This is a genomic window from Acinetobacter kyonggiensis (assembly GCF_900107285.1).
In the GTDB taxonomy this organism is placed as follows: Bacteria; Pseudomonadota; Gammaproteobacteria; order Pseudomonadales; family Moraxellaceae; genus Acinetobacter; species Acinetobacter kyonggiensis.
On sequence record NZ_FNPK01000001.1, the window covers coordinates 74,871 to 97,081 of the forward strand.

Annotated in this window: 27 protein-coding genes; 15 read left to right on the forward strand and 12 right to left on the reverse strand. The window is 40.1% G+C overall.

Annotation, left to right across the window (positions count from 1 at the left end; translation table 11 throughout):
• Window positions 1-64 precede the first annotated feature (64 nt).
• The 3 genes from metX to BLV99_RS00310 are packed head-to-tail and all read left to right on the forward strand — an operon-like array spanning window position 65 to window position 2,402.
• A complete protein-coding gene (metX, locus tag BLV99_RS00300; RefSeq protein WP_092686608.1) occupies window positions 65-1,225 on the forward strand; it encodes a homoserine O-succinyltransferase MetX in 1,161 nt (386 codons plus the stop codon).
• Window positions 1,225-1,818 carry a methionine biosynthesis protein MetW gene (gene metW, locus BLV99_RS00305; protein WP_092686610.1) on the forward strand — a complete coding sequence of 198 codons (594 nt, stop codon included), beginning with the start codon at window positions 1,225-1,227 and terminating at the stop codon, window positions 1,816-1,818. The genes metX and metW overlap by 1 nt, the downstream gene beginning before the upstream one ends.
• On the forward strand, window positions 1,815-2,402 hold the full coding sequence (locus BLV99_RS00310; protein WP_086164985.1) for a tetratricopeptide repeat protein: 588 nt from the start codon (window positions 1,815-1,817) through the stop codon (window positions 2,400-2,402). Before metW ends, BLV99_RS00310 begins: the two co-directional genes overlap by 4 nt.
• Window positions 2,403-2,415: 13 nt before the next feature.
• Here BLV99_RS00310 and BLV99_RS00315 read toward each other — a convergent pair whose 3' ends face one another.
• Both BLV99_RS00315 and BLV99_RS00320 read right to left on the reverse strand, forming a co-directional pair.
• Complete coding sequence (locus BLV99_RS00315; protein ID WP_092686612.1) at window positions 2,416-2,736, reverse strand: hypothetical protein; 321 nt, start codon at window positions 2,734-2,736, stop codon at window positions 2,416-2,418.
• Complete coding sequence (locus BLV99_RS00320; protein WP_092686614.1) at window positions 2,733-3,008, reverse strand: hypothetical protein; 276 nt, start codon at window positions 3,006-3,008, stop codon at window positions 2,733-2,735. Before BLV99_RS00320 ends, BLV99_RS00315 begins: the two co-directional genes overlap by 4 nt.
• A 110-nt stretch (window positions 3,009-3,118) precedes the next feature.
• Here BLV99_RS00320 and rdgB point away from each other — a divergent pair, with 110 nt between their 5' ends.
• Window positions 3,119-3,748: an RdgB/HAM1 family non-canonical purine NTP pyrophosphatase gene (rdgB, locus tag BLV99_RS00325; protein WP_092686616.1), complete on the forward strand. Its 630-nt coding sequence runs from the start codon at window positions 3,119-3,121 to the stop codon at window positions 3,746-3,748.
• A gap of 191 nt (window positions 3,749-3,939) precedes the next feature.
• Here the strand turns inward: rdgB and BLV99_RS00330 are convergent, their stop codons facing one another.
• Window positions 3,940-4,815: an AEC family transporter gene (locus BLV99_RS00330; protein WP_092686618.1), complete on the reverse strand. Its 876-nt coding sequence runs from the start codon at window positions 4,813-4,815 to the stop codon at window positions 3,940-3,942.
• A gap of 154 nt (window positions 4,816-4,969) precedes the next feature.
• Between BLV99_RS00330 and BLV99_RS00335 the strand changes: the two genes are divergently transcribed.
• The 4 genes from BLV99_RS00335 to BLV99_RS00350 all read left to right on the forward strand — a co-directional run bounded on the left by BLV99_RS00335 (window position 4,970) and on the right by BLV99_RS00350 (window position 8,642).
• Window positions 4,970-5,188, forward strand: a complete 219-nt coding sequence (locus BLV99_RS00335; protein WP_086183767.1) for a Sec-independent protein translocase subunit TatA — start codon at window positions 4,970-4,972, stop codon at window positions 5,186-5,188.
• A 12-nt stretch (window positions 5,189-5,200) separates the two neighbouring features.
• The gene (gene tatB / locus BLV99_RS00340) at window positions 5,201-5,641 is read left to right on the forward strand and encodes a Sec-independent protein translocase protein TatB (protein WP_086183768.1); all 441 of its coding nucleotides are present in this window, start codon (window positions 5,201-5,203) and stop codon (window positions 5,639-5,641) included.
• Entirely contained in the window at window positions 5,638-6,408 is a 771-nt protein-coding gene (gene tatC, locus BLV99_RS00345) for a twin-arginine translocase subunit TatC (protein ID WP_086183769.1), read from the forward strand. The genes tatB and tatC overlap by 4 nt, the downstream gene beginning before the upstream one ends.
• 215 nt (window positions 6,409-6,623) lie before the next feature.
• Complete coding sequence (locus BLV99_RS00350; RefSeq protein ID WP_092686620.1) at window positions 6,624-8,642, forward strand: PhoX family protein; 2,019 nt, start codon at window positions 6,624-6,626, stop codon at window positions 8,640-8,642.
• Window positions 8,643-8,684: 42 nt separating this feature from the next.
• Here BLV99_RS00350 and BLV99_RS00355 read toward each other — a convergent pair whose 3' ends face one another.
• Entirely contained in the window at window positions 8,685-9,467 is a 783-nt protein-coding gene (locus BLV99_RS00355; RefSeq protein ID WP_092686622.1) for an NRDE family protein, read from the reverse strand.
• A gap of 93 nt (window positions 9,468-9,560) precedes the next feature.
• On the opposite strand from BLV99_RS00355, the gene lgt reads away from it, so the two are divergent.
• From lgt to BLV99_RS00370, 3 genes are all read left to right on the forward strand, one after another.
• Window positions 9,561-10,373 carry a prolipoprotein diacylglyceryl transferase gene (lgt, locus tag BLV99_RS00360; RefSeq protein ID WP_086183772.1) on the forward strand — a complete coding sequence of 271 codons (813 nt, stop codon included), beginning with the start codon at window positions 9,561-9,563 and terminating at the stop codon, window positions 10,371-10,373.
• 197 nt (window positions 10,374-10,570) lie between these two features.
• Window positions 10,571-10,957 carry a hypothetical protein gene (locus tag BLV99_RS00365; RefSeq protein WP_092686624.1) on the forward strand — a complete coding sequence of 129 codons (387 nt, stop codon included), beginning with the start codon at window positions 10,571-10,573 and terminating at the stop codon, window positions 10,955-10,957.
• Entirely contained in the window at window positions 10,957-11,328 is a 372-nt protein-coding gene (locus BLV99_RS00370) for a hypothetical protein (protein ID WP_092686626.1), read from the forward strand. The genes BLV99_RS00365 and BLV99_RS00370 overlap by 1 nt, the downstream gene beginning before the upstream one ends.
• Before the next feature lie 95 nt (window positions 11,329-11,423).
• Here BLV99_RS00370 and BLV99_RS00375 read toward each other — a convergent pair whose 3' ends face one another.
• From BLV99_RS00375 to rpmI, 3 genes are all read right to left on the reverse strand, one after another.
• A complete protein-coding gene (locus tag BLV99_RS00375; protein ID WP_092686628.1) occupies window positions 11,424-11,987 on the reverse strand; it encodes an NADAR family protein in 564 nt (187 codons plus the stop codon).
• An 88-nt stretch (window positions 11,988-12,075) separates the two neighbouring features.
• Window positions 12,076-12,435, reverse strand: a complete 360-nt coding sequence (gene rplT / locus BLV99_RS00380; RefSeq protein WP_004649808.1) for a 50S ribosomal protein L20 — start codon at window positions 12,433-12,435, stop codon at window positions 12,076-12,078.
• Between the two features lie 12 nt (window positions 12,436-12,447).
• Window positions 12,448-12,642, reverse strand: a complete 195-nt coding sequence (gene rpmI / locus BLV99_RS00385) for a 50S ribosomal protein L35 (protein WP_067721945.1) — start codon at window positions 12,640-12,642, stop codon at window positions 12,448-12,450.
• A gap of 235 nt (window positions 12,643-12,877) precedes the next feature.
• On the opposite strand from rpmI, the gene BLV99_RS00390 reads away from it, so the two are divergent.
• Window positions 12,878-14,137: an MFS transporter gene (locus tag BLV99_RS00390; RefSeq protein WP_092686630.1), complete on the forward strand. Its 1,260-nt coding sequence runs from the start codon at window positions 12,878-12,880 to the stop codon at window positions 14,135-14,137.
• 103 nt (window positions 14,138-14,240) lie between these two features.
• Window positions 14,241-14,987 (forward strand): TonB family protein, encoded by a 747-nt coding sequence (locus tag BLV99_RS00395; RefSeq protein ID WP_092686632.1) that lies wholly within the window; start codon window positions 14,241-14,243, stop codon window positions 14,985-14,987.
• Between the two features lie 35 nt (window positions 14,988-15,022).
• On the opposite strand, the gene BLV99_RS00400 is transcribed toward BLV99_RS00395, so the two are convergent.
• The 3 genes from BLV99_RS00400 to BLV99_RS00410 all read right to left on the reverse strand — a co-directional run bounded on the left by BLV99_RS00400 (window position 15,023) and on the right by BLV99_RS00410 (window position 16,480).
• The gene (locus tag BLV99_RS00400; protein WP_092686634.1) at window positions 15,023-15,448 is read right to left on the reverse strand and encodes a YqaA family protein; all 426 of its coding nucleotides are present in this window, start codon (window positions 15,446-15,448) and stop codon (window positions 15,023-15,025) included.
• 15 nt (window positions 15,449-15,463) lie between these two features.
• Window positions 15,464-15,751 carry a hypothetical protein gene (locus BLV99_RS00405; protein WP_319830008.1) on the reverse strand — a complete coding sequence of 96 codons (288 nt, stop codon included), beginning with the start codon at window positions 15,749-15,751 and terminating at the stop codon, window positions 15,464-15,466.
• 105 nt (window positions 15,752-15,856) lie between these two features.
• Complete coding sequence (locus tag BLV99_RS00410) at window positions 15,857-16,480, reverse strand: glutathione S-transferase N-terminal domain-containing protein (protein ID WP_092686636.1); 624 nt, start codon at window positions 16,478-16,480, stop codon at window positions 15,857-15,859.
• 310 nt (window positions 16,481-16,790) lie between these two features.
• Between BLV99_RS00410 and BLV99_RS00415 the strand changes: the two genes are divergently transcribed.
• Complete coding sequence (locus tag BLV99_RS00415) at window positions 16,791-17,249, forward strand: Hsp20 family protein (RefSeq protein ID WP_092686638.1); 459 nt, start codon at window positions 16,791-16,793, stop codon at window positions 17,247-17,249.
• 113 nt (window positions 17,250-17,362) lie between these two features.
• Here BLV99_RS00415 and infC read toward each other — a convergent pair whose 3' ends face one another.
• Both infC and thrS read right to left on the reverse strand, forming a co-directional pair.
• On the reverse strand, window positions 17,363-17,914 hold the full coding sequence (infC, locus tag BLV99_RS00420) for a translation initiation factor IF-3 (protein ID WP_081399747.1): 552 nt from the start codon (window positions 17,912-17,914) through the stop codon (window positions 17,363-17,365).
• Window positions 17,915-17,919: 5 nt separating this feature from the next.
• Window positions 17,920-19,842: a threonine--tRNA ligase gene (thrS, locus tag BLV99_RS00425; RefSeq protein WP_004649817.1), complete on the reverse strand. Its 1,923-nt coding sequence runs from the start codon at window positions 19,840-19,842 to the stop codon at window positions 17,920-17,922.
• A gap of 649 nt (window positions 19,843-20,491) precedes the next feature.
• On the opposite strand from thrS, the gene BLV99_RS00430 reads away from it, so the two are divergent.
• Window positions 20,492-22,135 (forward strand): acyl-CoA synthetase, encoded by a 1,644-nt coding sequence (locus tag BLV99_RS00430; protein ID WP_092686641.1) that lies wholly within the window; start codon window positions 20,492-20,494, stop codon window positions 22,133-22,135.
• Window positions 22,136-22,211: the final 76 nt, after the last annotated feature.

A 22,211-nucleotide genomic window follows, 5' to 3' on the forward strand; every position in this document is an offset into this window, starting at 1 on the left:
AGGATACCACTCAAGTGGTATCCTTTTATTTATACATTCTAAAGATTTAAGGCGAATTATTCCTGTGTCTTTTCCAGCTGACTCAGTGGGCATCGTTCTCCCACAAAAGCTCCAATTCGAAGAGCCTTTAGAGCTTGAATGTGGTCGTGTTTTGCCACGTTTCGAAATCATGGTTGAAACCTACGGTACGCTCAATGCAGACAAATCCAATGCCATTCTGATTTGCCATGCGTTGTCTGGGCATCATCATGCAGCAGGCTATCATCATGATGATGATAAAAAAGCAGGCTGGTGGGATGCCTGTATTGGTCCGGGCAAAGCGATTGATACGTCTAAATTCTTTGTGGTGGCACTGAATAATATTGGCGGTTGCAGTGGCTCAACGGGGCCAATATCGCCCAACCCTGAAAATGATAATCGTCCTTATGGTCCAGATTTTCCATTGGTGACGGTACGTGACTGGGTTAAAACACAAGTCTTATTATCCGATCGTTTAGGGATTGAGGTTTGGTATTCCATTATTGGTGGTTCACTGGGCGGTATGCAGGCTTTGCAATGGTCGGTAGATTATCCTGATCGGTTAAAAAACTGTGTCATTATTGCCAGTGCACCGAAACTCTCTGCACAAAATATTGCCTTTAATGAAGTTGCGCGGCAGTCCATTTTATCTGATCCAGACTTCTATAACGGGCGCTATCTAGAAAATGACAGCTATCCTAAACGCGGCTTAATTTTGGCGCGCATGGTCGGTCATATTACCTACTTATCTGAAGAAGCCATGAAACAAAAATTTGGCCGCGACTTAAAGTCGGGTAAATTTATGTATGGTTTTGACGTTGAATTCCAAGTCGAAAGTTATTTGCGCTATCAAGGTGAACAGTTCAGCCGTAACTTTGATGCCAACACCTACCTCATTATGACCAAAGCATTGGACTATTTTGATCCAGCACGTGAATATGAGCTGTCTTTAACCAAAGCGATGGCGAACACCAAATGCCGTTTCTTGGTGGTTTCCTTCACCACAGATTGGCGTTTCACCCCACAGCGTTCACAAGAAATTGTCGATGCACTGATTAGCAATCATAAACCCGTCAGCTATGTCGATATTGATGCAGAACAAGGTCATGATTCCTTTTTATTCCCTATTCCGCTTTACGTGAAATCATTACGTGCATTTTTAGGTGGCGTAGAACACCTTAAAGCAACACCTAAGGAGACTGTGTAATGCGTATCGACCATCAACTTGCTGAAAAATGGATTAAACCTGACTCTAGCGTGCTCGATCTCGGTTGCGGTGATGGCGAACTGCTGGCACATATGGGAAAAAAGCACAATATTCGTGCATATGGATTAGAAATTGATCAAGAAAAGATTGCAATTGCGGTCAGTCGAGGGTTAAATATTATTCAACAAGACTTAAATCTTGGTTTAAGTCGTTTTGCAGACCAGTCATTTGATTATGTGGTTATGGCACAGGCTTTGCAAGCTGTAGATGCACCAGACGTATTATTGCGTGATATGGTGCGTGTAGGGAAACAAGCCATTATCACCTTTCCTAATTTTGCCCACTGGAAGACACGTTCTTTTTTGGCTTTAAAGGGAATGATGCCTGTTTCAAATGCTTTACCTTACATGTGGTATAATACACCCAATATCCACTTATGTACTTTCCGTGATTTTGAAGCACTTTGTGCTGAAAATAATATCCGGATTATTAATCGACTCGCCGTGAATGGGAACCAACAAGGTAGTTTACTCAGTAAACATGTTCCGAATCTGTTTGGTGAAGTCGCTATTTATCGAGTGAGCGCACTATGAAAAAAATATTACTCAGCACACTATTGGTTGGATTTTTTAGCATTCAAGCCCATGCGGATTATGTTGCCTCGACACCCTCTGTTTCAAGTCAGGCTGCACAATATTCTGTTATGGATATTAATAGCCTGATTAAAGCCGCTAAATCTGGCCAAGCGGGCGCACAATTCTATCTAGCGACCAAATACCAACACGGCAAAGACATTCAACAAGATGAAAACCAAGCCTTTACTTGGTATAAAGCTGCTGCGGATCAGGGTCTTTCTGCGGCGCAATTAAATGTCGGTCGTATGCTGGCTGATGGTGTTGGCACCAAAAGAGATGAAACTTTAGCCCGTAAATATTTTGAAAAAGCAGCAAGCCACGGTGACAACCGTGCCAGCTTTAACCTCGCAATGATGGAAGAGCAAAAGAAAAACTACGTGGGTGCATACCAATGGTATGAGCTTTCAACCCGTGATGGCATGCTCGACAACAAAGTGATTTCTCTGTCTGAAGGTAAGAAAACTGCTTTGGCTGCAAACTTAAGCCAAGACCAAATTCGTATGGCGCGTGACCGTGCAGACAAATGGATTCAAGCGCAATAAGATTACACTGATTCTAGACAGCACCTTCGGGTGCTTTTTTATGATTTAATCTTAATGAAATTTCATCATCCCCTTGCCACTTCTGCATCGATCGATAAAGATTTTTTAAACAAAATGACTCTAATTCACACCAATTTAAGTGCTGATGAGCTAACTGTGCCGCATCAAATATCATTTTTGTGAATTGTTTATCTAAAACGATTTTTTGATCTTGCTCCACGATAAAAATAAAACTAGCACCTGAAAACTGTGTGGCATTTAAGTGAATAGCTGAAAAAATTTCGCTCGTGTCCAAACTAAAACAGGTTACATATTTTACATATTGCTCATTCATTGGCTGCAAAATCTGAATTTCATTTGCTTTGATTTTTGCTCTGAAAATAATAGAGAATATTCTCTATTTTTAGACATTTTATAATAATGAGTAATTCTGTTATTCGGTTGCCAAGTCGCGTCACATAAAAATAAATAAAATTTATATTCTGCCGAAAAGTGATGAACTAAATAATCGGCTAAGGCCTGACTTAAAGCATCGACATCATACATGGCATTTTTAGCAATAATGTATTGATAAAATTCATCCTGTTCGATTGTTATGGTGACCATGCCAGCACTAATATTTATTTCTCACTTCAATTATAAGCCAACTTCACATGCTCTTTTATAAAATCAGTTAAAATATAGACCTTCATTTTCAATTCATGAGCACAAATACAATGTCTGCAAATGCATGGTTATCTCAAGGGACTTTAGTCCTTGCCAGCAATAACAAAGGAAAAATTGCTGAATTTGAAAAATTATTTGCTGGGCTTAATCTTCCTGTTGAAGTAATTGCTCAAGGTAAGTTAAACATTGATGATGCCATCGAAGACGGATTAAGCTTTGTTGAAAATGCCATTATTAAAGCCCGTCATGCCTCGCGTATTTCAGGTAAACCTGCCATTGCCGATGACTCTGGTATTTGTGTTCCCGTACTTGGCGGTGCACCGGGCATCTACTCTGCACGCTATGCAGGTGAACATGGCGATGATGCGGCCAATAATGAAAAGCTGTTAGCCGACCTTAAAGCACTGCGTAAAAATGGCGAAGCAATTGAAGGCATGTTCGTCTGTGTATTGGCTTTGGTTCAACATGCTGAAGATCCCCTGCCACAAATTTTCCAAGGCATTTGGGCCGGCGAAGTTTTAGAACATGCGCGTGGTGAAAATGGTTTTGGTTATGACCCTTTGTTCTGGTTACCTGAACTGGGAATTTCAAGTGCAGAAATGTCGAAAGAAGATAAAAACAAAATCAGCCATCGTGGGCAAGCGATGCAGTTGTTTAAAGCGAGTTTAGGAAATCATTAAGTATTTTTAAATCCTCCCCAACCCTCCTTTTTCAAAGGAGGGAGTTTTAAGAATATGAAATTATTTTAAATTCTCGATAGCTCCCCCTCTTTTTTCAAAGATGAGAAGCATTGCTTCGCAAGAGGGGAGATTTTTTAAATGAGTAATCATTGAATTACCCTTAAGTGAATAGCATTACGAAAGATTGCACTTTAAAAGAAATGCAATACCCCAGCGTATAGCATCACCACGACACAGCTCACCATCGTACCCGATGCAATATCCTTTGCTGAAGTCCCCGTTCCTTGATAGTGGGTTTCTAGCGCCACAATATTGGCCGCTGGCGGTAAACAAAACAATAAGAACATGACCCCAATATAGTGTTCAATATTCGGGATCGGAATTAACCAATACGTCAGTCCACACAGCACCACCCCACAACTCAGTTTTAATATAGCCACACGGCTACTGCGCAATAAATCTTTTTTATACACTTTGGTTTGCTGCAACCACATCCCTAACACACACATGCCAGAAAAACTCATGCCAATTTTGGCTAGGCTATAGATGAGATCTATCCATTGATGTTGTTCAAAATGCTGCACGCCCAATATTCGACAGATCAGTGCCAAAATTAATGCCATTATGGGAGGTGATTGCATGACTTTTTTTGCAATATCAGAGATGGCTTGTTTGTCTGAACTAACAGAGGTGACTGCCCAAATATTGCCAAAAATAGATCCTCCGACATATAAAGCCACCATCGGTGCACTAATTTCAGGGCCAAATAAAGCAATCGCAAAAGGAAAGCCCAGCCATGCCATATTCACATAGCTAAAACATAAAGCCCGTAATTGATCTTTAGACAGCGCAAGGAAAAAGTAGAACAGCAGCACCGCGACCACAAAGCTAAAGAGCATCAAACTCAAACTGCCAGCTTGATAAAACACCATGTTGTAAATAATCACGACGGGAATAAAAAACCGCGCCAATAGGCTCGCAAACAATGATTTTAAACGTGTTGAAAATTGGCTTGAAGCAAGTCCCCAGCCACATAAAAAGCCAAAAAGTGGTAACAGCAAAGCCACAACATCATCCTAAATATTCCACCTAAATATGCTAGCACTGAATTAAGCACAACAGCAGGTTTAATCTCGCTTGTCTTTAAACTGCAATTTTTCAGTCACATTGCTGTCATGGCAAAATGTTCAGATGGTACTCAATAAAAAATGAGTAAAGAACATGGCAGGATTATCGATTTGGCACGTTGTGATTTTCGCAATTGTGGTGATTTTATTATTTGGCACATCAAAATTAAAAAATCTAGGTAAAGATGTCGGTGGCGCCGTCAAAGATTTTAAAAAGTCGATTAAGGAAGATGAAGCTGAACAAGCTAGGCTTAAAGAGCCACTCACCATTGATGCTCAAGTGAAAAATGCTGAAAACTCTATAAAAAGCTAAGAGCACTCCCTTATGCTGAACATCGGAATAACCGAACTTCTTTGCTTTGCCATCATTGCATTGTTAATTCTTGGGCCAGATAAACTTCCCGAAGGTGCGCGTTTTGCTGCAAAGTGGTATGGCAAAATTAAAAAATTCATTGGTAATATTCAAAATGAAATTGACCGAGAATTACGCCTTTCTGAATTTCGCGAAGAAATACAAAAAGAAATTGATAAAATCAGCGAACTTGAACGTCGGATGCAGCAACAACTCGATGCAATTCGAAACACCGATGACAGCAATACCGCTAAAGATCAACAGACCCAAAAACACCAGATTAACAGTTATCAATGGCTAGAAAGAAGTGACTTCACTCCATTTTCTAAAGGTTATATTCAGCGTCACTGGACAAAATTACTGATTCCTTTAGAAATCCAAACAGCACCTACTCAATTGAAGATTGCCGTATGAGTCAAAGCCAACTCCCTATAGCTTCCGTGAAATCTGGAGCTGAAAATTTAGAACAAATGCCCGTTATGCAACATTTAGTGGTATTACGGCGCTATCTTTTTAAGATTGTCGGTGTAATCCTTTTTTTGTTTTTTTGTTTATTACCCTTTCGAAATTATACCTATCAATTACTCTCAGATCCTTTAAGACAGCAACTTCCAGCAACATCTACAATGATTGCAACGGATGTCACAGCGACCTTTATGGCGCCATTTAAGCTCAATTTATTTGTCGCACTGATGTTGGCCATGCCTTTTATTATTTATCAACTGTGGTCTTTTGTACGCCCTGCACTTTATGAAAAAGAGCGTTTTCTTGCAGTCCCATTATTGTTCGGTAGCATCTTATTATTTTATTTAGGTATCGCCTTTGCCTATTTTATTACGCTACCCAGTATTCTTCATTTCTTTATTAGTGTCTCGCCCGAAACAGTTGCTCCAATGACGGATATCAACAGTTATTTAAGTTTCTGTTTAAAACTCTTTTTAGTGTTCGGTCTGACTTTTGAAATCCCAATCATTACTCTGATTTTAATTTTAATTGGTGCTGTCAGTACCCAAAGTCTGGTTGAAAAACGCCGTTTCATTGTCGTTGGTTGCTTCTTCATTGCCATGTTTGTAACACCACCTGATGCCATTTCAATGATTATGTTGGCTGTACCAATGTGGATGTTATTTGAAGTTGGGTTACTGCTAGGAAAACTATTAGAAAAGCGAAAAGCCACCTAAATAACAACATATACTTTTCATACAATAACATGTGCTTTTAAAAATACATGTTATTGTTTTTATTTATAAATATAAAAAAATAACACTGCTTTCCACTAAAGTAAAATCTGTCTTTAAACTGACTTCAAAATGTAAAAGAACTGTCACTAACTATTTATACAATCATTCACGATAACGAACTAAATAATACTTTTATTACTTTATACGGATTTATTATGACAGCCACTTCTAATCAGCCAAGTCGCCGTGATCTACTTAAATGGTTTGCAGGAATTCCATTTTTACCTTTGGGGGCAATGAGTACAGCCGCAGCACTCAGCGGATGTAACGACAGTGACAATACTACTGCTGTGATTACACCACCAACAAAAGTAGCCAATTTTAAAAATGCTAAATTCACTCCAATGGCTGCACCAGATCTAAGCAATGCCACAGCGATGGCGACAACAACGGTTGCATCTAAGTTAACGATTGAATGGGATGACAATAGCCAAACTGAATATACACTTGGTTATAAATCTTTCTTTAACACGGGTGTAGAGGTCGACAACTTAGCAGGTGGAAAAATTTTAGCAGGTGGTTATTACAATATTAATAATCAGCCAATTTTAGATACTTCCCTTGCAGGAACATCACGTCAATTTTTCTCCGACTGCCCTGATGGCTCTTCCCTGATTCACATTGAAGGTGCCAATGTTTCTGGCGTCAATAAGCCTGTTTTTCATGTTGTTCAATTTGAATATGCATCTAAAAATCTTGCTAAACAGGATATGTATGGCAAATTGCCCTCTCCAATCGCAGTCCTCACTTTAGATCAAGATCAGACCACAGGTCATTTAGAACTTAAAAAATACTTTAATGTCGATATGTCAAAAGTTCATGGTTTGTGGATTACTTGTGGTGCAAGCCTTTCACCATGGAATACCCATCTTTCTAGTGAAGAATATGAACCTGATGCATTCAATCAAATTGGTACAAAACTCAGCACATTAAAAGCATATAGCTCATATTTGTACGGTAATGAAACTCAAGCCAATCCTTACAACTACGGGCATATGCCTGAAATTATTTTAGATGGTAAAGGCGGTGCAACGGCGAAGAAACATTATTGCTTAGGCCGTATTTCACATGAATTGATTCAAGTCATGCCAGATAATCGTACTGCCATTATGGGTGACGACTATACCAATGGCGGTTTCTTCATGTTCGTTGCAGACAAAGAAAAAGACTTATCTGCTGGCTCACTTTATGTTGCTAAATACAAAAATGAGCTAAATGAAACGTCAACTGCTGGCATTGAATGGATCAAACTAGGTCATTCAGACAGCAAAACCATTGAAGATTTAGTCAATGTTCGTGGTATTAAAGCTGAAAATATCATGGAAAGTTTAGCCACTGCTCCAGCAGATACAACGGGCTATAGCGAAATTGTTTTAGATGGTAAAACCCTTTGGATAAAACTTAAAGAAGCCAACAATGGCTTTAGCAAAGCTGAAATTGAACTGGCAGCAGCATTCCTTGAAACCCACCGTTATGCAGCGTTAAAAGGCGGCAGTATGGCGTTTACAAAAATGGAAGGCACAACGGTCAACATTAAAGATAAAGTTGCTTACTCTGCTTTGGCGAATATTCAAGGCTCTATGGTGCAAGGTCAAACTGGCTGGGTAGCTTCACATAACGTCAAATTCAGCAAAGTTGTTAAAGCTGGCGGCATTATGGCGCATGACTTAAAAGGCAGTCTGGTCGATACTGGAAATAGCCTCATTGACAGTGCTTGGGTTCCATATCAAAGCCATATGCTACGCATGGGCGAAGATATTCCTGCTGACAGCCTAGGCAATACTGCCAATCCAAATAATATTGCCAGCCCAGATAATTTAAAATTCTCTGAAACCCTGCGCACATTATTTATTGGTGAAGACAGCGGTAACCATGTGAATAACTTCCTTTGGGCCTACAATGTTGATACGAAATCACTTGATCGTATTCTTTCTACACCCGCAGGTGCAGAAGCAACAGGCTTACATGCGGTCGACTCCATTAATGGTTGGACGTATATTATGAGCAACTTCCAGCACGCAGGTGATTGGGGCGGTATTCATAATGTTGTCAAAACTGCACTCACCCCCTTAATTAATGCAAATTATAATGATGGTTATGCAGCATCAGTTGGCTACATCACAGCGGACCCAATGCCATCCATCGTTAAAAAAATTGCAAATCCTAAGAAATAACTAAACAATTTTAAAAAAATGCCGACTTCACGTCGGTATTTTTTATTGACTCAAGGGAAAATTCAGCTTAATAATTTTCCCTTGAGTCTCGCCTTGTTGGGATTTTTCTTGCCATAACCATGTCTGGTTTTTCATTCTTAAAAAATTTGAACAGCGTGTGCCATAAATTGGACTTTGAATAAAAGTAGAAGACAATAGTGCTTCCATTTCTAAACTAATGCCAGTTTGTGGCAGTAATTCAGCAATAATTTTACGTTCATCTTCTAAAATATCCCACACTGCAAATTCCAAGTCTGCTTCTGCTGTCGTGCTCTGTTGCAACATGGGTAAAAACTCTTGGGTAAAGCGCTTGCGGAGATGCTTGGTCTTTTCCCAGTGTTCGGTCATTAAACCATTAGAAACCACATACACCCCTTGAGCCAAGACTTGTGGTGCTTCACCGCGATTACTCATATAAACCGCTTGATGCTGATCACCGATAAATAAATTAAAACCCGCATAATCAAGTTGTTGCTTTTCTAAGGCTTGAGCAAAGCGAATTGGTGTTAAATCTGATTGTAAAAAATGTTGAATCAATTGTCCGCGTGAAGTCTGATATTTTTTTTGATCGGTGCCATCTCGAAAGTTGGTCACTACAGCCCATCGGCCCGATTCAGTCACCCCCATCCACGTTCCACCTGACTGCAAATCTTGTCCAGCAATAATTGGGCTATTTTGCCAAGTTTTTAAACCACTGGTCGGACGCTGATAAAACTCATCACGATTTGAAATTAAGCATAACGGTGTATCACCCAACACCTGCCAAGCTAAAGCTACAATACACATAATCCGTGCTCATTATCTTTACACATTGAATGTACAACATTTTTCATCACATTCAGCTAAAATCTGTGCAAAACATAATGACAAGGAACAGGAATGCTGACCTATCCAAATATTGACCCAATTGCCGTATCACTGGGACCCTTACAAGTACATTGGTATGGACTAATGTATTTATTGGCATTTTTATTTGCTTGGGGGCTTGCCACCTATAGAACTAAACAGCGTGATGGTTGGACACCCGATATGGTCTCTGACCTGATTTTCTATGGTGCTTTAGGTGTCGTTGTCGGTGGTCGTATAGGCTACGTGTTCTTTTATGGTTTTGAACAATTTCTTGCCAATCCACTGTGGTTATTCCAAGTCTGGACAGGTGGTATGAGCTTCCATGGCGGCTTCTTGGGCGTGATGATTGCTATGCTGTTCTGGTGTAAAAAATACCAGATGACGTGGTTTCAAACCCTCGATTTTATTGCACCTTGCGTACCTACAGGCTTAATGTTTGGTCGTATTGGTAACTTTATTGGCGGTGAACTGTATGGTCGTCAGGTCTCCGATCCAAATTTTGCGCTTGGGATGATTTTCCCGACCGATCCGCTACAATTGGTTCGTCATCCATCACAACTTTATCAAGCCTTAGCAGAAGGTCTCATTCTGTTTATTGTGCTCTGGTGGTTTAGTTCCAAACCACGCCCACGTATGGCGGTTTCAGCCCTGTTCTTGATTGGCTACGGTATTGCACGCTTTGTGGTGGAGTTTTTCCGCGAACCCGACCATGGACAACTGTTTATTGGCTGGATGAGTAAAGGGCAATTCCTTACTGTACCCATGATTTTGATTGGTCTATGGATGATGTGGTATGCCTACCAAAAGAAAACTTATGATTGGGGTCCATTAAAAAATAGCTAACTTACAAAATGCTCTGATCTAAAGCGATAAGCCATATATTCCACACTGAATGAAGGAGACCATAGCGTCTCCTTTTTCTTGATCACACTTAGTCCTCTCCGCTTCATTTAAGATGAGCTACCCATAAGCTGAAGCCGTGCTTCACTTTAGTTCATATGCTAAAGTACTCGCAGTTCTCATCTCGTTACCCAAAGCCTATGCTCGAATTTTGGTTTAATCCTCAAGTTTCAATTTCCCGTAAACTCATGATTTTTATTGTCATCACGATTGCCACAGGTGTGCTTTATTGGATGGAACCACTCAAACTTGATGCAATACTCATGTTCTTAGGTACAGGTATCATTTTTCTGATTTGTCGTTATTGTAAAATTCATTTTGCTGTTCAAAATCCAACGGGTTTGTTATATCGACTACTCACATGGATTCCCATTGCACTCTTAATGTCACTCATTTTTATGCATATGCAGGAGGGGGAAATTTTAATTCCTGGCGCACAAGGGATTGGCTTTATGGCTTTAGCCATTTGTTTATTCTCGCCATTATCGCTACTCAATCAAAATAATCTTACGGATGAGCAGAAATAATGTTGCAGTTTTGGTATTCGGACAGATGTACGCGTCAAATTAAACTGCTGGTATGTATTGCCACCTGTGTCATGATTTATCTCTGTTCCACCGTGCAACAACTCTCCGCTATGTTTACCGGAATCAGCCTGATGATTGGTATGGGTATACATCTACTCAGAGCTTTAAGCTTAAAAATCGCAGCAGATAACCCTTATAAAAATGGCTTTACTCTTCTATTTAGGCTGATGCCATTCACGGCATTGATGACTTTAATTGCAGCATTGCCTACCGAACATAAAGTTATACTGATCCTACAAAGCATTGGATTTATAGCCATTGGTTTATTTATCTTATCGACCTTTCCGAATCGAAGATTTGATCCAAGCTAACCACAGATCACTCCAGTTTTTGTCTTTTCCTCTCCAATCTATCAATTCATTTTTCATCAAATGTTCGAACTCAATAGTGTCTAGCCCTAAAAAGCTCAGTTAGACTGAGCCAAAAGCTGAGCTCGAACTTGCATGAGTGCAAAGCCGAGCAGATTTAATCCTTTCCACTTCTCTGGATTTTGAATATCTAGATGATCTTGCGCCAGACCAACACCCCAAATCGCATCAACTGGCGATGCTTCAACCAAAATGCGATCATGCGTGTCAATTAAGAAATCTCTTAATTCAAGATGTTGAGAAAATTTAGCAAAGTTTGCTTGCAACACAATGTTAAATCGTTTTTCTTTCCATGTCTGTTCATCATAATTTTGTACTTTTCGACCCAACTGCTTTGCTTCATTCGGATGTGTGACTTTTAAGATTTGATCAAATGTCTCATCATCATGAAATAACTGTGCTTTTTGCGCCATCATATAATGCTCAGCGGTGAGATATGTAATCCCATCCAATTCAAATTGCGCTGAAAACCACTGACTAAAACAACTTTTATCAACAATATTAGCTTGCTTTGGAGTATGCCCCCAAAAATATAAATATTTGAACTGACCACCTTGCTGTGTTTGTTGTATTAAATCATTTAAAAAATTTTCATTATTCATAATTTATCTCTAATTATTATCTACTTAAAAATAATCTAAAATAAAAAAGACCGCTAAAAGCGGTCTTTTTTTGAATCATCTATGATGATTAAGCAGCTAATGCGCTTTTCGCTTTTTCAGCGATAGCAGCAAATGCAACTGCATCATGCATAGCAATGTCAGCAAGTACGCGACGGTCGATGATTACTTGAGCTTTTTTCAAGCCAGCAATCATACGGCTGTACGACAAACCGTTTAGACGCGCACCAGCATTGATACGAGCAATCCACAAAGCGCGGAATTGACGTTTCTTCTGACGACGGTCACGGTAAGCATATTGACCAGCTTTGATTACTGCTTGGAACGCTACGCGATATACGCGTGAACGAGCGCCGTAGTAACCTTTAGCACGAGCAAGAATTCTTTTATGACGGCGATGAGCCTGGACACCACGTTTTACACGAGCCATTTATAAATCTCCTTAAAGGTATGGGCACATACGGCGAACTGAAGCAACGTCACTTACGTGAACCATTACACAGCCGCGCAATTGACGAATACGCTTAGCAGATTTTTTGGTCAAAATGTGGCGTTTGAACGCTTGTTTACGCTTGATACCGTTAGCTGTCGCTTTAAAGCGTTTAGCAGCACCACGGCGAGTTTTCATCTTAGGCATAACAACCTCTTTTGAACACCTGTTCGGAGCGTCTGCACCATTGCAAAAACGACCTGCAGGTAAGGGAGCCAGTATTCTAAAGCATCTTTGCTTAAAACAAAAGCAAATATCCTTAAATATACCGATTGATTATCTGCTGGACTGAGTCTTGTTTTGAATATAAAAGTGCTATATTTTTATTAAAAACCCACTATTCGGCCTTATAATTATCACAACATAAGAATGCTGGACCCATATGAACCCTGCACTGGATGCTTTTGCAGCCCTACGTTATCGCGATTTTTCTATCGTCACGATGAATCAGTTCTGTTTGACGATTGCTATTTTAATTCAAGAAATTATTGTCGCCTATTCACTTTATCAAATTACCAAAGATCCTTTGACCTTAGGCTTGATTGGTTTAGCCGAAGCGATTCCATTTATCGCTTTGTCTTTATGGGGTGGTTATTTTGCCGACCGCTTTAACAAACAGAGCATCATGAAAATCTGTTTATTCTTTGCAATCCCCTTACCTATGGTTTTATGGTGGCTGTTTCATCACTATGGATTAGGTCAAATCACAGTCAACACACTGTCTTGGGGAATTTATGCGGTCATTTTTGGCTTAGGCACCATTCGTGGTTTTTATAATCCATCTGCAACCTCGCTTAAGCCGTTCCTAATCCCACGCGAGCTATATGCCAATGGTGCAACTTGGACCACCATTGGTTGGCAAAGTGGCGTGATTATTGGCCCGATGTTGGGTGGCTTCATGCTGGCATTTTTAGGTCGTGAAAGCAGTTTACTTACTGTGGCGGTATTACTCGCCATTTGCTTTATATTAATTAATCTACTGCAAAAACGCAGCTTTCCTAAAATCGAAACAAATAATTTAATTGAAAGTTTAGGTGATGGTTTCCGTTTTATCTGGAGAACCAAAATTGTCCTGTGGGCGATTTCTCTTGATTTGGTTTCGGTACTGTTTGGTGGTGTGATCGCACTGCTGCCTATTTTTGCTGAAGATATCTTAAAAGTTGGCCCTGAAGGTTTAGGTTATTTACGTGCAGCCCCTTCTATTGGCGCACTCATGACCATGATTGCCTTAACCAAGTTCCCCCCTACACAAAATGCTTGGCGCAATATGCTGCTTGCAGTTGCAGGTTTTGGCTTATTCACACTGTTGTTTGCCTTTTCAAATAACATGTGGTTATCCCTGTTTGCTTTAGCCATGACAGGAGCTTGTGACAGTATTTCAGTGGTCGTGCGACAAACCATTCTACAAATTTATCCGCCTGAAAATATGCGTGGGCGCGTAGCCGCAGTAAATGGCATGTTTGTTTCAAGCAGCAATGAACTAGGGGCTTTTGAATCTGGCTTAGCGGCAAAATACATGGGAACCATCATGGCAACGGTATTGGGCGGCTGTATGACGATGGCTGTCGTCACCATAAGCTGGATCAAAACCAAAGATTTATTTGGTGTAGATATTAGTCAAGGCAATGATCAGAGGCATTAATTTATTTTTTAGACTTGCGAGTATTTTCAATTCAGGAAATACTGCGCACTTACAATGCTCCGCTACCGCTGCCTTCTCTGATTTGATTAAAGAAATAATATTTATGAAACAAATCCTGTGTTTTTCTCTACTCATCAGCTTACCGTTAAGCGCTGCTTATAGTGCTGAACCTAAAGCCACACAACAACTTTCCGTTCAGAAAAGCGCAGCCCTTCCCGCGCACTTGACTACACGCATTCAGTGGAACAAATTTCCACGCCCACAGTATAAAAATGAAGATTTAAAAGACCAAAATAGAAGTGCCATTATTCGGATCTATGCCGATGAAACAGGCAATATTGCCGAAGCTCGCGTACAAGAAAGTACCGGTTTAACGCATTTAGATAATCTTTTAGTGCAAGCGGTTCGTGAAGCACATGTCAAACCGCATGTTGAAAAGGATACCGCAACGCCAGTGATTGGCTACCAAACCTTCAGCTTAAAATTAAGCTCCGATGAAGATAGAGAAGTTTGTCAGTATCAATTTGACTCTAAAAATTGGCAAGCTCAACAACAAAAGAAAAAAACCGCTTTTTCCTATCGTAGCCAACCGACTTTAGAGCTCGATTCGGAGCAGTTAAATGAACATAATCGTGCGGTAAAATTCAGCTTTAAAGTGAATAAACACGGTGATGTGAAAAAAGTTAAAGTGACAAAAGGTTCTGGCATTTATGCGGTAGACCAAGCTGTTGTTCAGGCAGTTTCACAGAGCCAAATTTCTGTAAAACGCACGGCCAGCACATTATGGCTATATAAAAAATCAACCCTGAAAGATGAAATCAAATTTGATCTCAATCAATGTCCAGAATAAAAAAGCATAAAAAGAGATGCAGCAGCATCTCTTTTTTAAAACATGGAAAAAGCCCAATAAATAAAAACATAACGTCCTATTTTTGCAAGACTCACCATCAATAAGAACCGTACAAAGTTTTCTTTAAGTAAACCTGCAATTAGAGTAATCGGATCGCCAATAATCGGCACCCAACTGAGCAGCAATGACCAGTAACCATATTTTTGATACAGAGTCTGTGCTTTCAACATTTTAGCTTTAGAAACAGGGAACCACTTTTGATCTTTATAGTGTTCAATTTTAAAACCGAGCCACCAATTCACACAAGAACCCAAAATATTTCCTAAGCTGGCAACAAACAGTAGCGCAATGACCGAATGACTGCCTTCAGCGAACAACGCCAATAAAACGGCTTCTGACTGCAATGGCAATAAGGTTGCTGCGCCAAAAGCCGAAATAAACAATAAAACATAAGACCACATGCGCTAAATATGCGGTTAAAGCCCAAGTTTTTTCTTGGTTGTCTTGTATTCATAGACAGACCAAGCAATAAATAACACCATCACCAATCCACGGGCTAAATTATAACGTCGTGCAATCACACCAAAAACTTCACCCGATGCCGATGGCGCACTCGCTTTTAGCATTTCCGCCAAGGATTGCATATGAATTATTTCAGCAATATAAAGCAATAAACAACATGCAATACCAAAGATAATCGCCCAATAAATTTTCGCATTGCTTTCAATAATACGCGTTAAATTTAAGAAAAAATCTTTCATCATCATGTCATCCAATAAAAAACCACCGCAATGGGTGGTTTATTTCTGCGAAATTTAAGCGGTGTAATCACCAGATCTTAGCACAAAAACATACGCTATTTTTTGCAATCAAGTCACCACTTTAAGCGCTAATGCACGTTGCACGGCTGGGCGTGCGGTTAAGCGTTCAATATATTCTTTTACGTAAGGATAATCTTCTAACTGAATTTGCTGCCATTCATAACGTAATATCCACGGCAGAATTGCCATATCAGCAATTGAATATTCACCTGCCACATACTTTTGACCAATTAACTGTTGATTTAACACACCATAAAGCCGTTTGGTTTCATTGACATAACGCTCTATCGCATACGGAATTTTTTCAGGTGCAAATTTATTAAAATGATGATTTTGCCCCAGCATCGGACCTAAACCGCCCATTTGCCACATCAACCACTGCTCTACCTCAACGCGCTGCTGTTCATCCGTGGGATAATACAAGCCTGTTTTACGCCCCAAATATTGTAAAATTGCACCAGATTCAAACACGGAAATCGCTTCGCCACGAGGCCCATCTTGATCCACAATGGCTGGAATTTTATTGTTGGGAGAAATACGTAAAAAGTCAGGTTGAAACTGATCATTTTCCAAAATATTAATGGGGAAAATTTGATAATCCAACGCCATTTCTTCTAATGCTATTGTAATTTTATGACCATTGGGTGTACCCCAATAATATAGATCAATCATGCTCTCTACCTTCCACTTTTCTCATTTTTTTACATCACATTATTGAGATTTACACTTAGTTATAGCATGTTTTATGGCAACAAACAGTACAACTTCATGTAGCAAATAGCATGATTGAACACAAAATTTTGCAAGCAATTATCAAATGAAGATTTTTTTACTTTTTTTAAATTTTATTGTTGAAATCTACAAAAGCAATCCTATATTTAAAATACAGCAATATGCCTTTAAGGCTATTGCTGAAGATGCTGCGAATGCAGCAATCAAAATCTTGTTTATAAAACTTTGCTAATTTCAGGAGGTTCTATCAATGAGCAACTTCAGTCTTAGTCCATTATTCCGTCGTAGCATTGGTTTTGACCGACTCAATGACTTATTCGATTATGCAATGCAAAGCGATACACCCAATTATCCGCTCTATAATATTGAAAAAACTGGTGAGCATAACTACCGCATAGTCGTTGCAACCTCTGGATTTAATCCAGAGCAACTAGAGATTAAGCTGGAAAACCAAGTCCTCACCATCACAGGGAAATCGGTTGAAGAAAAGTCGGATACAAGCGTTGAATTTCTGCATAAAGGCATTGCCGATCGTTCATTTAAACTGTCTTTACGCTTAGATGAACATATTGAGGTACAACGAGCTGACTATGAACATGGTTTATTGAAAATAGACTTACAGCGTATTATTCCTGAAGAAAAATTACCACGACACATTCCAATTGGTCGAAAAGGTAATGAACTTTTAGATTCGCCTAAAACTGAATAAAGCACAAAAAAGACCAGTCGATGACTGGTCTTTTTAACTTGTAAGATCAATCCTATCAAAACACAAACGTAAAAAAGCACTGCATATGCAGTGCTTTTTTGATCAATGAGTGCTTACTTTTTACGTTTCGGTCCAAGTAGCATACCCATTTGACGACCTTCCATTTTTGGTGCTTGTTCGACTGTACCGTATTCAATTACATCTGCTTCAACTTTTTGTAATTGAGCAAGACCTAATTGTTGGTGAGCCATTTCACGACCACGGAAGCGCAAGGTGATTTTTACCTTGTTGCCTTCTTCAAGGAACTTGATAATTGCACGTAATTTTACGTTGTAATCACCAACATCAGTCGCAGGGCGGAGCTTGATTTCTTTCACCTGGACTTGATGCTGTTTTTTCTTCGCTTCTTTTTGCTTTTGCTTAAGGTCAAACAAATGCTTATTGAAGTCCATAATTTTACAAACTGGTGGCTCTGCATTTGCAACAATCTCAACCAAGTCAAGATCAACGCTTTCAGCAGCACGTAAGGCATCAGCCAAGCTTACGATGCCTTTTTGTTCGCCATTTTCGTCTACAAGACGGACTTCTTTTGCACGAATTTCATCATTCAAAGCAGGACGGTTTGATTTATTACCGCCCTGTTGATTACGGTCAGGCTGTTTAATCGCTGTTACTCCACAATGTACCGGCCGCGTTCGGCTACGGCTGCTTTCACTAAGTCAACGAAAGCATCGATTGACATAGTACCTAAATTTGTTCCTGAGCGGGTACGTACGTTGACTGTACCTTCCTCTACTTCTCGGTCTCCAAGAACCAATAAATAAGGAATACGCTCTAAAGTGCGTTCACGAATCTTAAAGCCGATTTTTTCATTTCTCAAGTCTGAAATCGCACGGATACCGCTTTCTTTAAGTTTTGCGACGACTGACTCACATGCCTCAGCTTGTGAATCTGTAATATTCATTACACACGCTTGTACTGGCGCTAACCAAGGTGGCATGAAGCCAGCGTAGTGTTCAATTAGTATACCAATAAATCGTTCAAAACTGCCAAGAATTGCACGATGCAACATAACAGGTTGATCACGATCATTGTCTTCAGTCACATAAGATGCGTCTAAACGCTCTGGTAAATTGAAGTCACACTGAATAGTACCACATTGCCATACACGACCTAAGCAGTCTTTCAATGAGAATTCAATTTTTGGACCGTAGAATGCACCTTCACCCGGTTGTAAATCCCAAGCCAGACCTGCTGCATCTAAAGCATCTGCCAAAGATTTTTCAGCCATATCCCAAAGTTTGTCATCGCCAACACGTTTTTCTGGACGTGTTGATAATTTCATTTGCACTTCTTCAAAGCCAAAATCTTTATACACATCTAAAGTGAGCTTAATGAAATCAGCAACTTCTTTACCAATCTGTTCAGTCGTACAGAAAATATGTGCATCATCTTGGGTAAAGCCACGCACACGCATAATGCCGTGTAATGAACCCGATGGTTCGTTACGGTGGCATGAACCAAATTCAGCCAAACGAATAGGCAAATCACGGTAAGATTTTAAACCTTGGTTAAACACTTGCACATGACATGGGCAGTTCATCGGTTTTACCGCATAGTTACGGTTTTCCGAATGCGTGGTAAACATGTTGTCTGCATAGTTTGCAGCATGTCCTGATTTTTCCCAAAGGGTGAAATCAACCACTTGTGGTGTACGAATTTCTTGATAACCATTGTCTTGTTGAACTTTACGCATGTATTGTTCAAGTACTTGGTAAATGGTCCAACCATTCGGATGCCAGAACACCATACCCGGTGCTTCTTCTTGCATATGGAATAAGTCTAAAGCTTTACCAATTTTACGGTGATCGCGTTTTTCTGCTTCTTCAATACGTTTGATATACGCTGCAAGTTGTTTCTTGTCTGACCAAGCTGTACCGTAAATACGCTGTAATTGTTCATTCTTCGCATCACCGCGCCAGTAAGCGCCAGAGATTTTAGTCAACTTGAATGATTTTAAAAATTTAGTGTTTGGTACATGCGGACCACGGCACATATCCAAATAATCTTGATGGTAGTACAAGCCCATTTGCGTTTCTTCAGGCATGTCCGCGATCAAGCGTAATTTATATTCTTCGCCACGTGCTGTAAATTCTGCAATCACTTCATCACGTGGTGTCATTTTTTTCACGACATCATAATCTTGATCGATGAGCTTTTTCATGCGCTCTTCAATCGCTGCCATGTCATCTAAAGTGAATGGACGTGGCATCCAGATGTCATAGTAGAAACCTTCTTCAATGACTGGACCAATGACCATTTTTGCTTCTGGGAACAATTGTTTAACAGCGTGACCAACCAAGTGCGCGCAAGAGTGACGAATAATCTCTACACCTTCTTCGTCTTTCGGTGTAATGATTTGTATGGTTGCATCTTCAGTAATCAAGTCTGATGCATCAACTAGACGATCGTTTACACGACCTGCTACTGTATTTTTCGCAAGACCAGGACCAATGCTTAACGCAACGTCCATCACAGATACGGCTTGATCAAATTGTTTTTGATCACCATTTGGCAAAGTGATAATTGGCATATAAAAAATCCTTAAGGAGTGATGCCCCGTACCATGGGGCATATCACCGCGAGATTATGATCGAGGAGAACCTCAAAAGATAAAAACGGTGGATAAATAAAAATCGATTAGAATTTTACACGTCTTAACCCTTCGATTAAACCTTTTCGCGGGAAAAAACTCGATCTGCGATAGATTTGTCATTTTTTGCCTAGTCCCCACTGCCTAAAACCACGACAATCACGCTTAAAACTGATTTTTATTTGGGGCTTACAACTGCACCAAACAAATGACCTGCCCCACGGGACGAATTTATATAGGTGATTACACTATTTTTTATCATTCAAATACATGTCTAGATTGGAAAATTTAAGGCGAAATTTTTTTAAGGTCTCGATCAATGGCTCCATATTTTATTCACCCATTGTATTTTCATTATTATTCCTCGGCTAATCTTACTTTTAATTTCCCGATTAGAGTAAAATAACTAAAAAAGCAAAGATGGGAACCCATGCGTTCAAAAAGGCCAAGTACAATAAAATAATTTTATTAATATTCAACATGTTATAAGTTTAAAAAAAACACTCGACTAAAGCCTAAATGCAAGACCCTTTAGAAGTGCATATCTTTTCGGCAGGGTTTTAAAATAAATATAGAATGGAGTTTTAAAATGGTTAGCGCATACGATGAATTACCGCGTACTCCCGCAAATTTTGTAGCGTTGTCACCGCTACGCTATCTTGATCGTGCGGCATATATCTATCCAAATCAACATGCGATTATTTATGGTCAGCGTCGTATTACTTGGCGTGAAACATACAATCGTTGCCGTCAGTTTGCTAGCCAACTCCAAAAACTCGGCATCGGTAAAAATGATACCGTTTCTGCACTGCTTCCCAACATTCCTGCCATGATTGAAGCGCACTTTGCTGTTCCTATGGCGGGTGCTGTACTCAATACATTAAATACCCGTCTAGATGCCAAAACTTTAGCTTTCATGCTGGAACATGCGGAAACTAAAGTGTTATTGGTCGATCCTGAATTTGCAGCAGTTGCCACAGAAGCACTGGCACTGGTTTCGCAAGACATCTATGTGATTGATGTCGATGATGCTGAATATGAGTATGGATTTTCGACCCCGATTGGTCAAATTGAATATGAAGACTGGCTGCTTGACGGTGATGAAAATTTTGAATGGCATTTACCTCAAGATGAATGGGATGCAATCAGTTTAAGTTACACTTCTGGAACCACAGGCAATCCTAAAGGCGTGGTTTACCATCACCGTGGTGCTTATATCAATGCAGCCAGTAATATCATTGCTTGTGGCATGACACCTCGTGCAACCTATTTATGGACCCTTCCCCTATTCCACTGTAATGGCTGGTGCTTTGCATGGACTATGGCCGCCAACGGTGGCACTAACGTCTGTTTACGTAAAGTCGATGCGGAGCTGATTTTCAAATTAATTGCTGAACATAAAGTCAATTATTTCTGCGGTGCGCCTATTGTTTTATCGATGCTAATTAATACCCCAGAAGATAAAAAAACGGCCTTTGACCACCGTGTCGAGGTCATGGTTGCAGGAGCCGCGCCACCTGCGACAACCATTGAAGGCATGCGTAATATTGGGATTAATGTGACTCACGTGTATGGCTTAACGGAAACCTATGGCCCTTCTGCACTTTGTGCCTCACAGGCAGGCTGGAGTGATTTGTCCATTCAAGAACAAGCACAACTCCATTCACGTCAAGGCGTACCTTATCCGCTGCAAGACAGCATGAAAGTACTTGATCCTGAAACCATGCAAGAAGTGCCTCATGATGGACAAAGCATGGGCGAGATTATGTTCCGTGGCAACATTGTCATGAAAGGCTACTTAAAGAACCCCGAAGCAACCGCTGAAGCCTTTGCTGGTGGATGGTTCCATACTGGTGATCTTGCTGTTTGCCAACCCGATGGTTATGCCAAAATTACCGATCGCTCAAAAGACGTGATTATTTCAGGAGGTGAAAATATTTCGTCACTTGAAGTCGAAGAAATCTTATATAAACATCCTGCCGTACTCACTGTGGCCGTGGTTGCCAAACCTGATCCACGTTGGCAAGAAGTTCCATGTGCCTTTGTGGAGCTTAAAAATGGTAAAACAGCAACAGCTGAAGAACTGGTTGAGTTTTGCAAGCAGCATTTAGCACGTTTTAAAGTGCCAAAAGATATTATCATTACCGAAATTCCCAAGACATCGACAGGGAAACTACAAAAATTCATCTTACGTGATTGGGCAAAAGAACGTGCTGTCAGTGAATTTAATTAGTTCTCTTTAACCTTCTGCACATGAAGAAGGTTTTGAGCAATAAAAAAAGCGACTCACAAGAGCCGCTTTTTTTTAC

Bases quoted from the DNA above. Each gene is read 5' to 3' on its own strand.
- metW (WP_092686610.1), top strand. From the start codon at position 1,225: ATGCGTATCGACCATCAACTTGCTGAAAAATGGATTAAACCTGACTCT.
- BLV99_RS00310 (WP_086164985.1), top strand. From the start codon at position 1,815: ATGAAAAAAATATTACTCAGCACACTATTGGTTGGATTTTTTAGCATT.
- BLV99_RS00315 (WP_092686612.1), bottom strand. From the start codon at position 2,736: ATGAATGAGCAATATGTAAAATATGTAACCTGTTTTAGTTTGGACACG.
- BLV99_RS00320 (WP_092686614.1), bottom strand. From the start codon at position 3,008: ATGGTCACCATAACAATCGAACAGGATGAATTTTATCAATACATTATT.
- rdgB (WP_092686616.1), top strand. From the start codon at position 3,119: ATGTCTGCAAATGCATGGTTATCTCAAGGGACTTTAGTCCTTGCCAGC.
- BLV99_RS00335 (WP_086183767.1), top strand. From the start codon at position 4,970: ATGGCAGGATTATCGATTTGGCACGTTGTGATTTTCGCAATTGTGGTG.
- tatB (WP_086183768.1), top strand. From the start codon at position 5,201: ATGCTGAACATCGGAATAACCGAACTTCTTTGCTTTGCCATCATTGCA.
- tatC (WP_086183769.1), top strand. From the start codon at position 5,638: ATGAGTCAAAGCCAACTCCCTATAGCTTCCGTGAAATCTGGAGCTGAA.
- BLV99_RS00350 (WP_092686620.1), top strand. From the start codon at position 6,624: ATGACAGCCACTTCTAATCAGCCAAGTCGCCGTGATCTACTTAAATGG.
- BLV99_RS00355 (WP_092686622.1), bottom strand. From the start codon at position 9,467: ATGTGTATTGTAGCTTTAGCTTGGCAGGTGTTGGGTGATACACCGTTA.
- lgt (WP_086183772.1), top strand. From the start codon at position 9,561: ATGCTGACCTATCCAAATATTGACCCAATTGCCGTATCACTGGGACCC.
- BLV99_RS00365 (WP_092686624.1), top strand. From the start codon at position 10,571: ATGCTCGAATTTTGGTTTAATCCTCAAGTTTCAATTTCCCGTAAACTC.
- BLV99_RS00370 (WP_092686626.1), top strand. From the start codon at position 10,957: ATGTTGCAGTTTTGGTATTCGGACAGATGTACGCGTCAAATTAAACTG.
- BLV99_RS00375 (WP_092686628.1), bottom strand. From the start codon at position 11,987: ATGAATAATGAAAATTTTTTAAATGATTTAATACAACAAACACAGCAA.
- rplT (WP_004649808.1), bottom strand. From the start codon at position 12,435: ATGGCTCGTGTAAAACGTGGTGTCCAGGCTCATCGCCGTCATAAAAGA.
- rpmI (WP_067721945.1), bottom strand. From the start codon at position 12,642: ATGCCTAAGATGAAAACTCGCCGTGGTGCTGCTAAACGCTTTAAAGCG.
- BLV99_RS00390 (WP_092686630.1), top strand. From the start codon at position 12,878: ATGAACCCTGCACTGGATGCTTTTGCAGCCCTACGTTATCGCGATTTT.
- BLV99_RS00395 (WP_092686632.1), top strand. From the start codon at position 14,241: ATGAAACAAATCCTGTGTTTTTCTCTACTCATCAGCTTACCGTTAAGC.
- BLV99_RS00400 (WP_092686634.1), bottom strand. From the start codon at position 15,448: ATGTGGTCTTATGTTTTATTGTTTATTTCGGCTTTTGGCGCAGCAACC.
- BLV99_RS00405 (WP_319830008.1), bottom strand. From the start codon at position 15,751: ATGATGAAAGATTTTTTCTTAAATTTAACGCGTATTATTGAAAGCAAT.
- BLV99_RS00410 (WP_092686636.1), bottom strand. From the start codon at position 16,480: ATGATTGATCTATATTATTGGGGTACACCCAATGGTCATAAAATTACA.
- BLV99_RS00415 (WP_092686638.1), top strand. From the start codon at position 16,791: ATGAGCAACTTCAGTCTTAGTCCATTATTCCGTCGTAGCATTGGTTTT.
- thrS (WP_004649817.1), bottom strand. From the start codon at position 19,842: ATGCCAATTATCACTTTGCCAAATGGTGATCAAAAACAATTTGATCAA.
- BLV99_RS00430 (WP_092686641.1), top strand. From the start codon at position 20,492: ATGGTTAGCGCATACGATGAATTACCGCGTACTCCCGCAAATTTTGTA.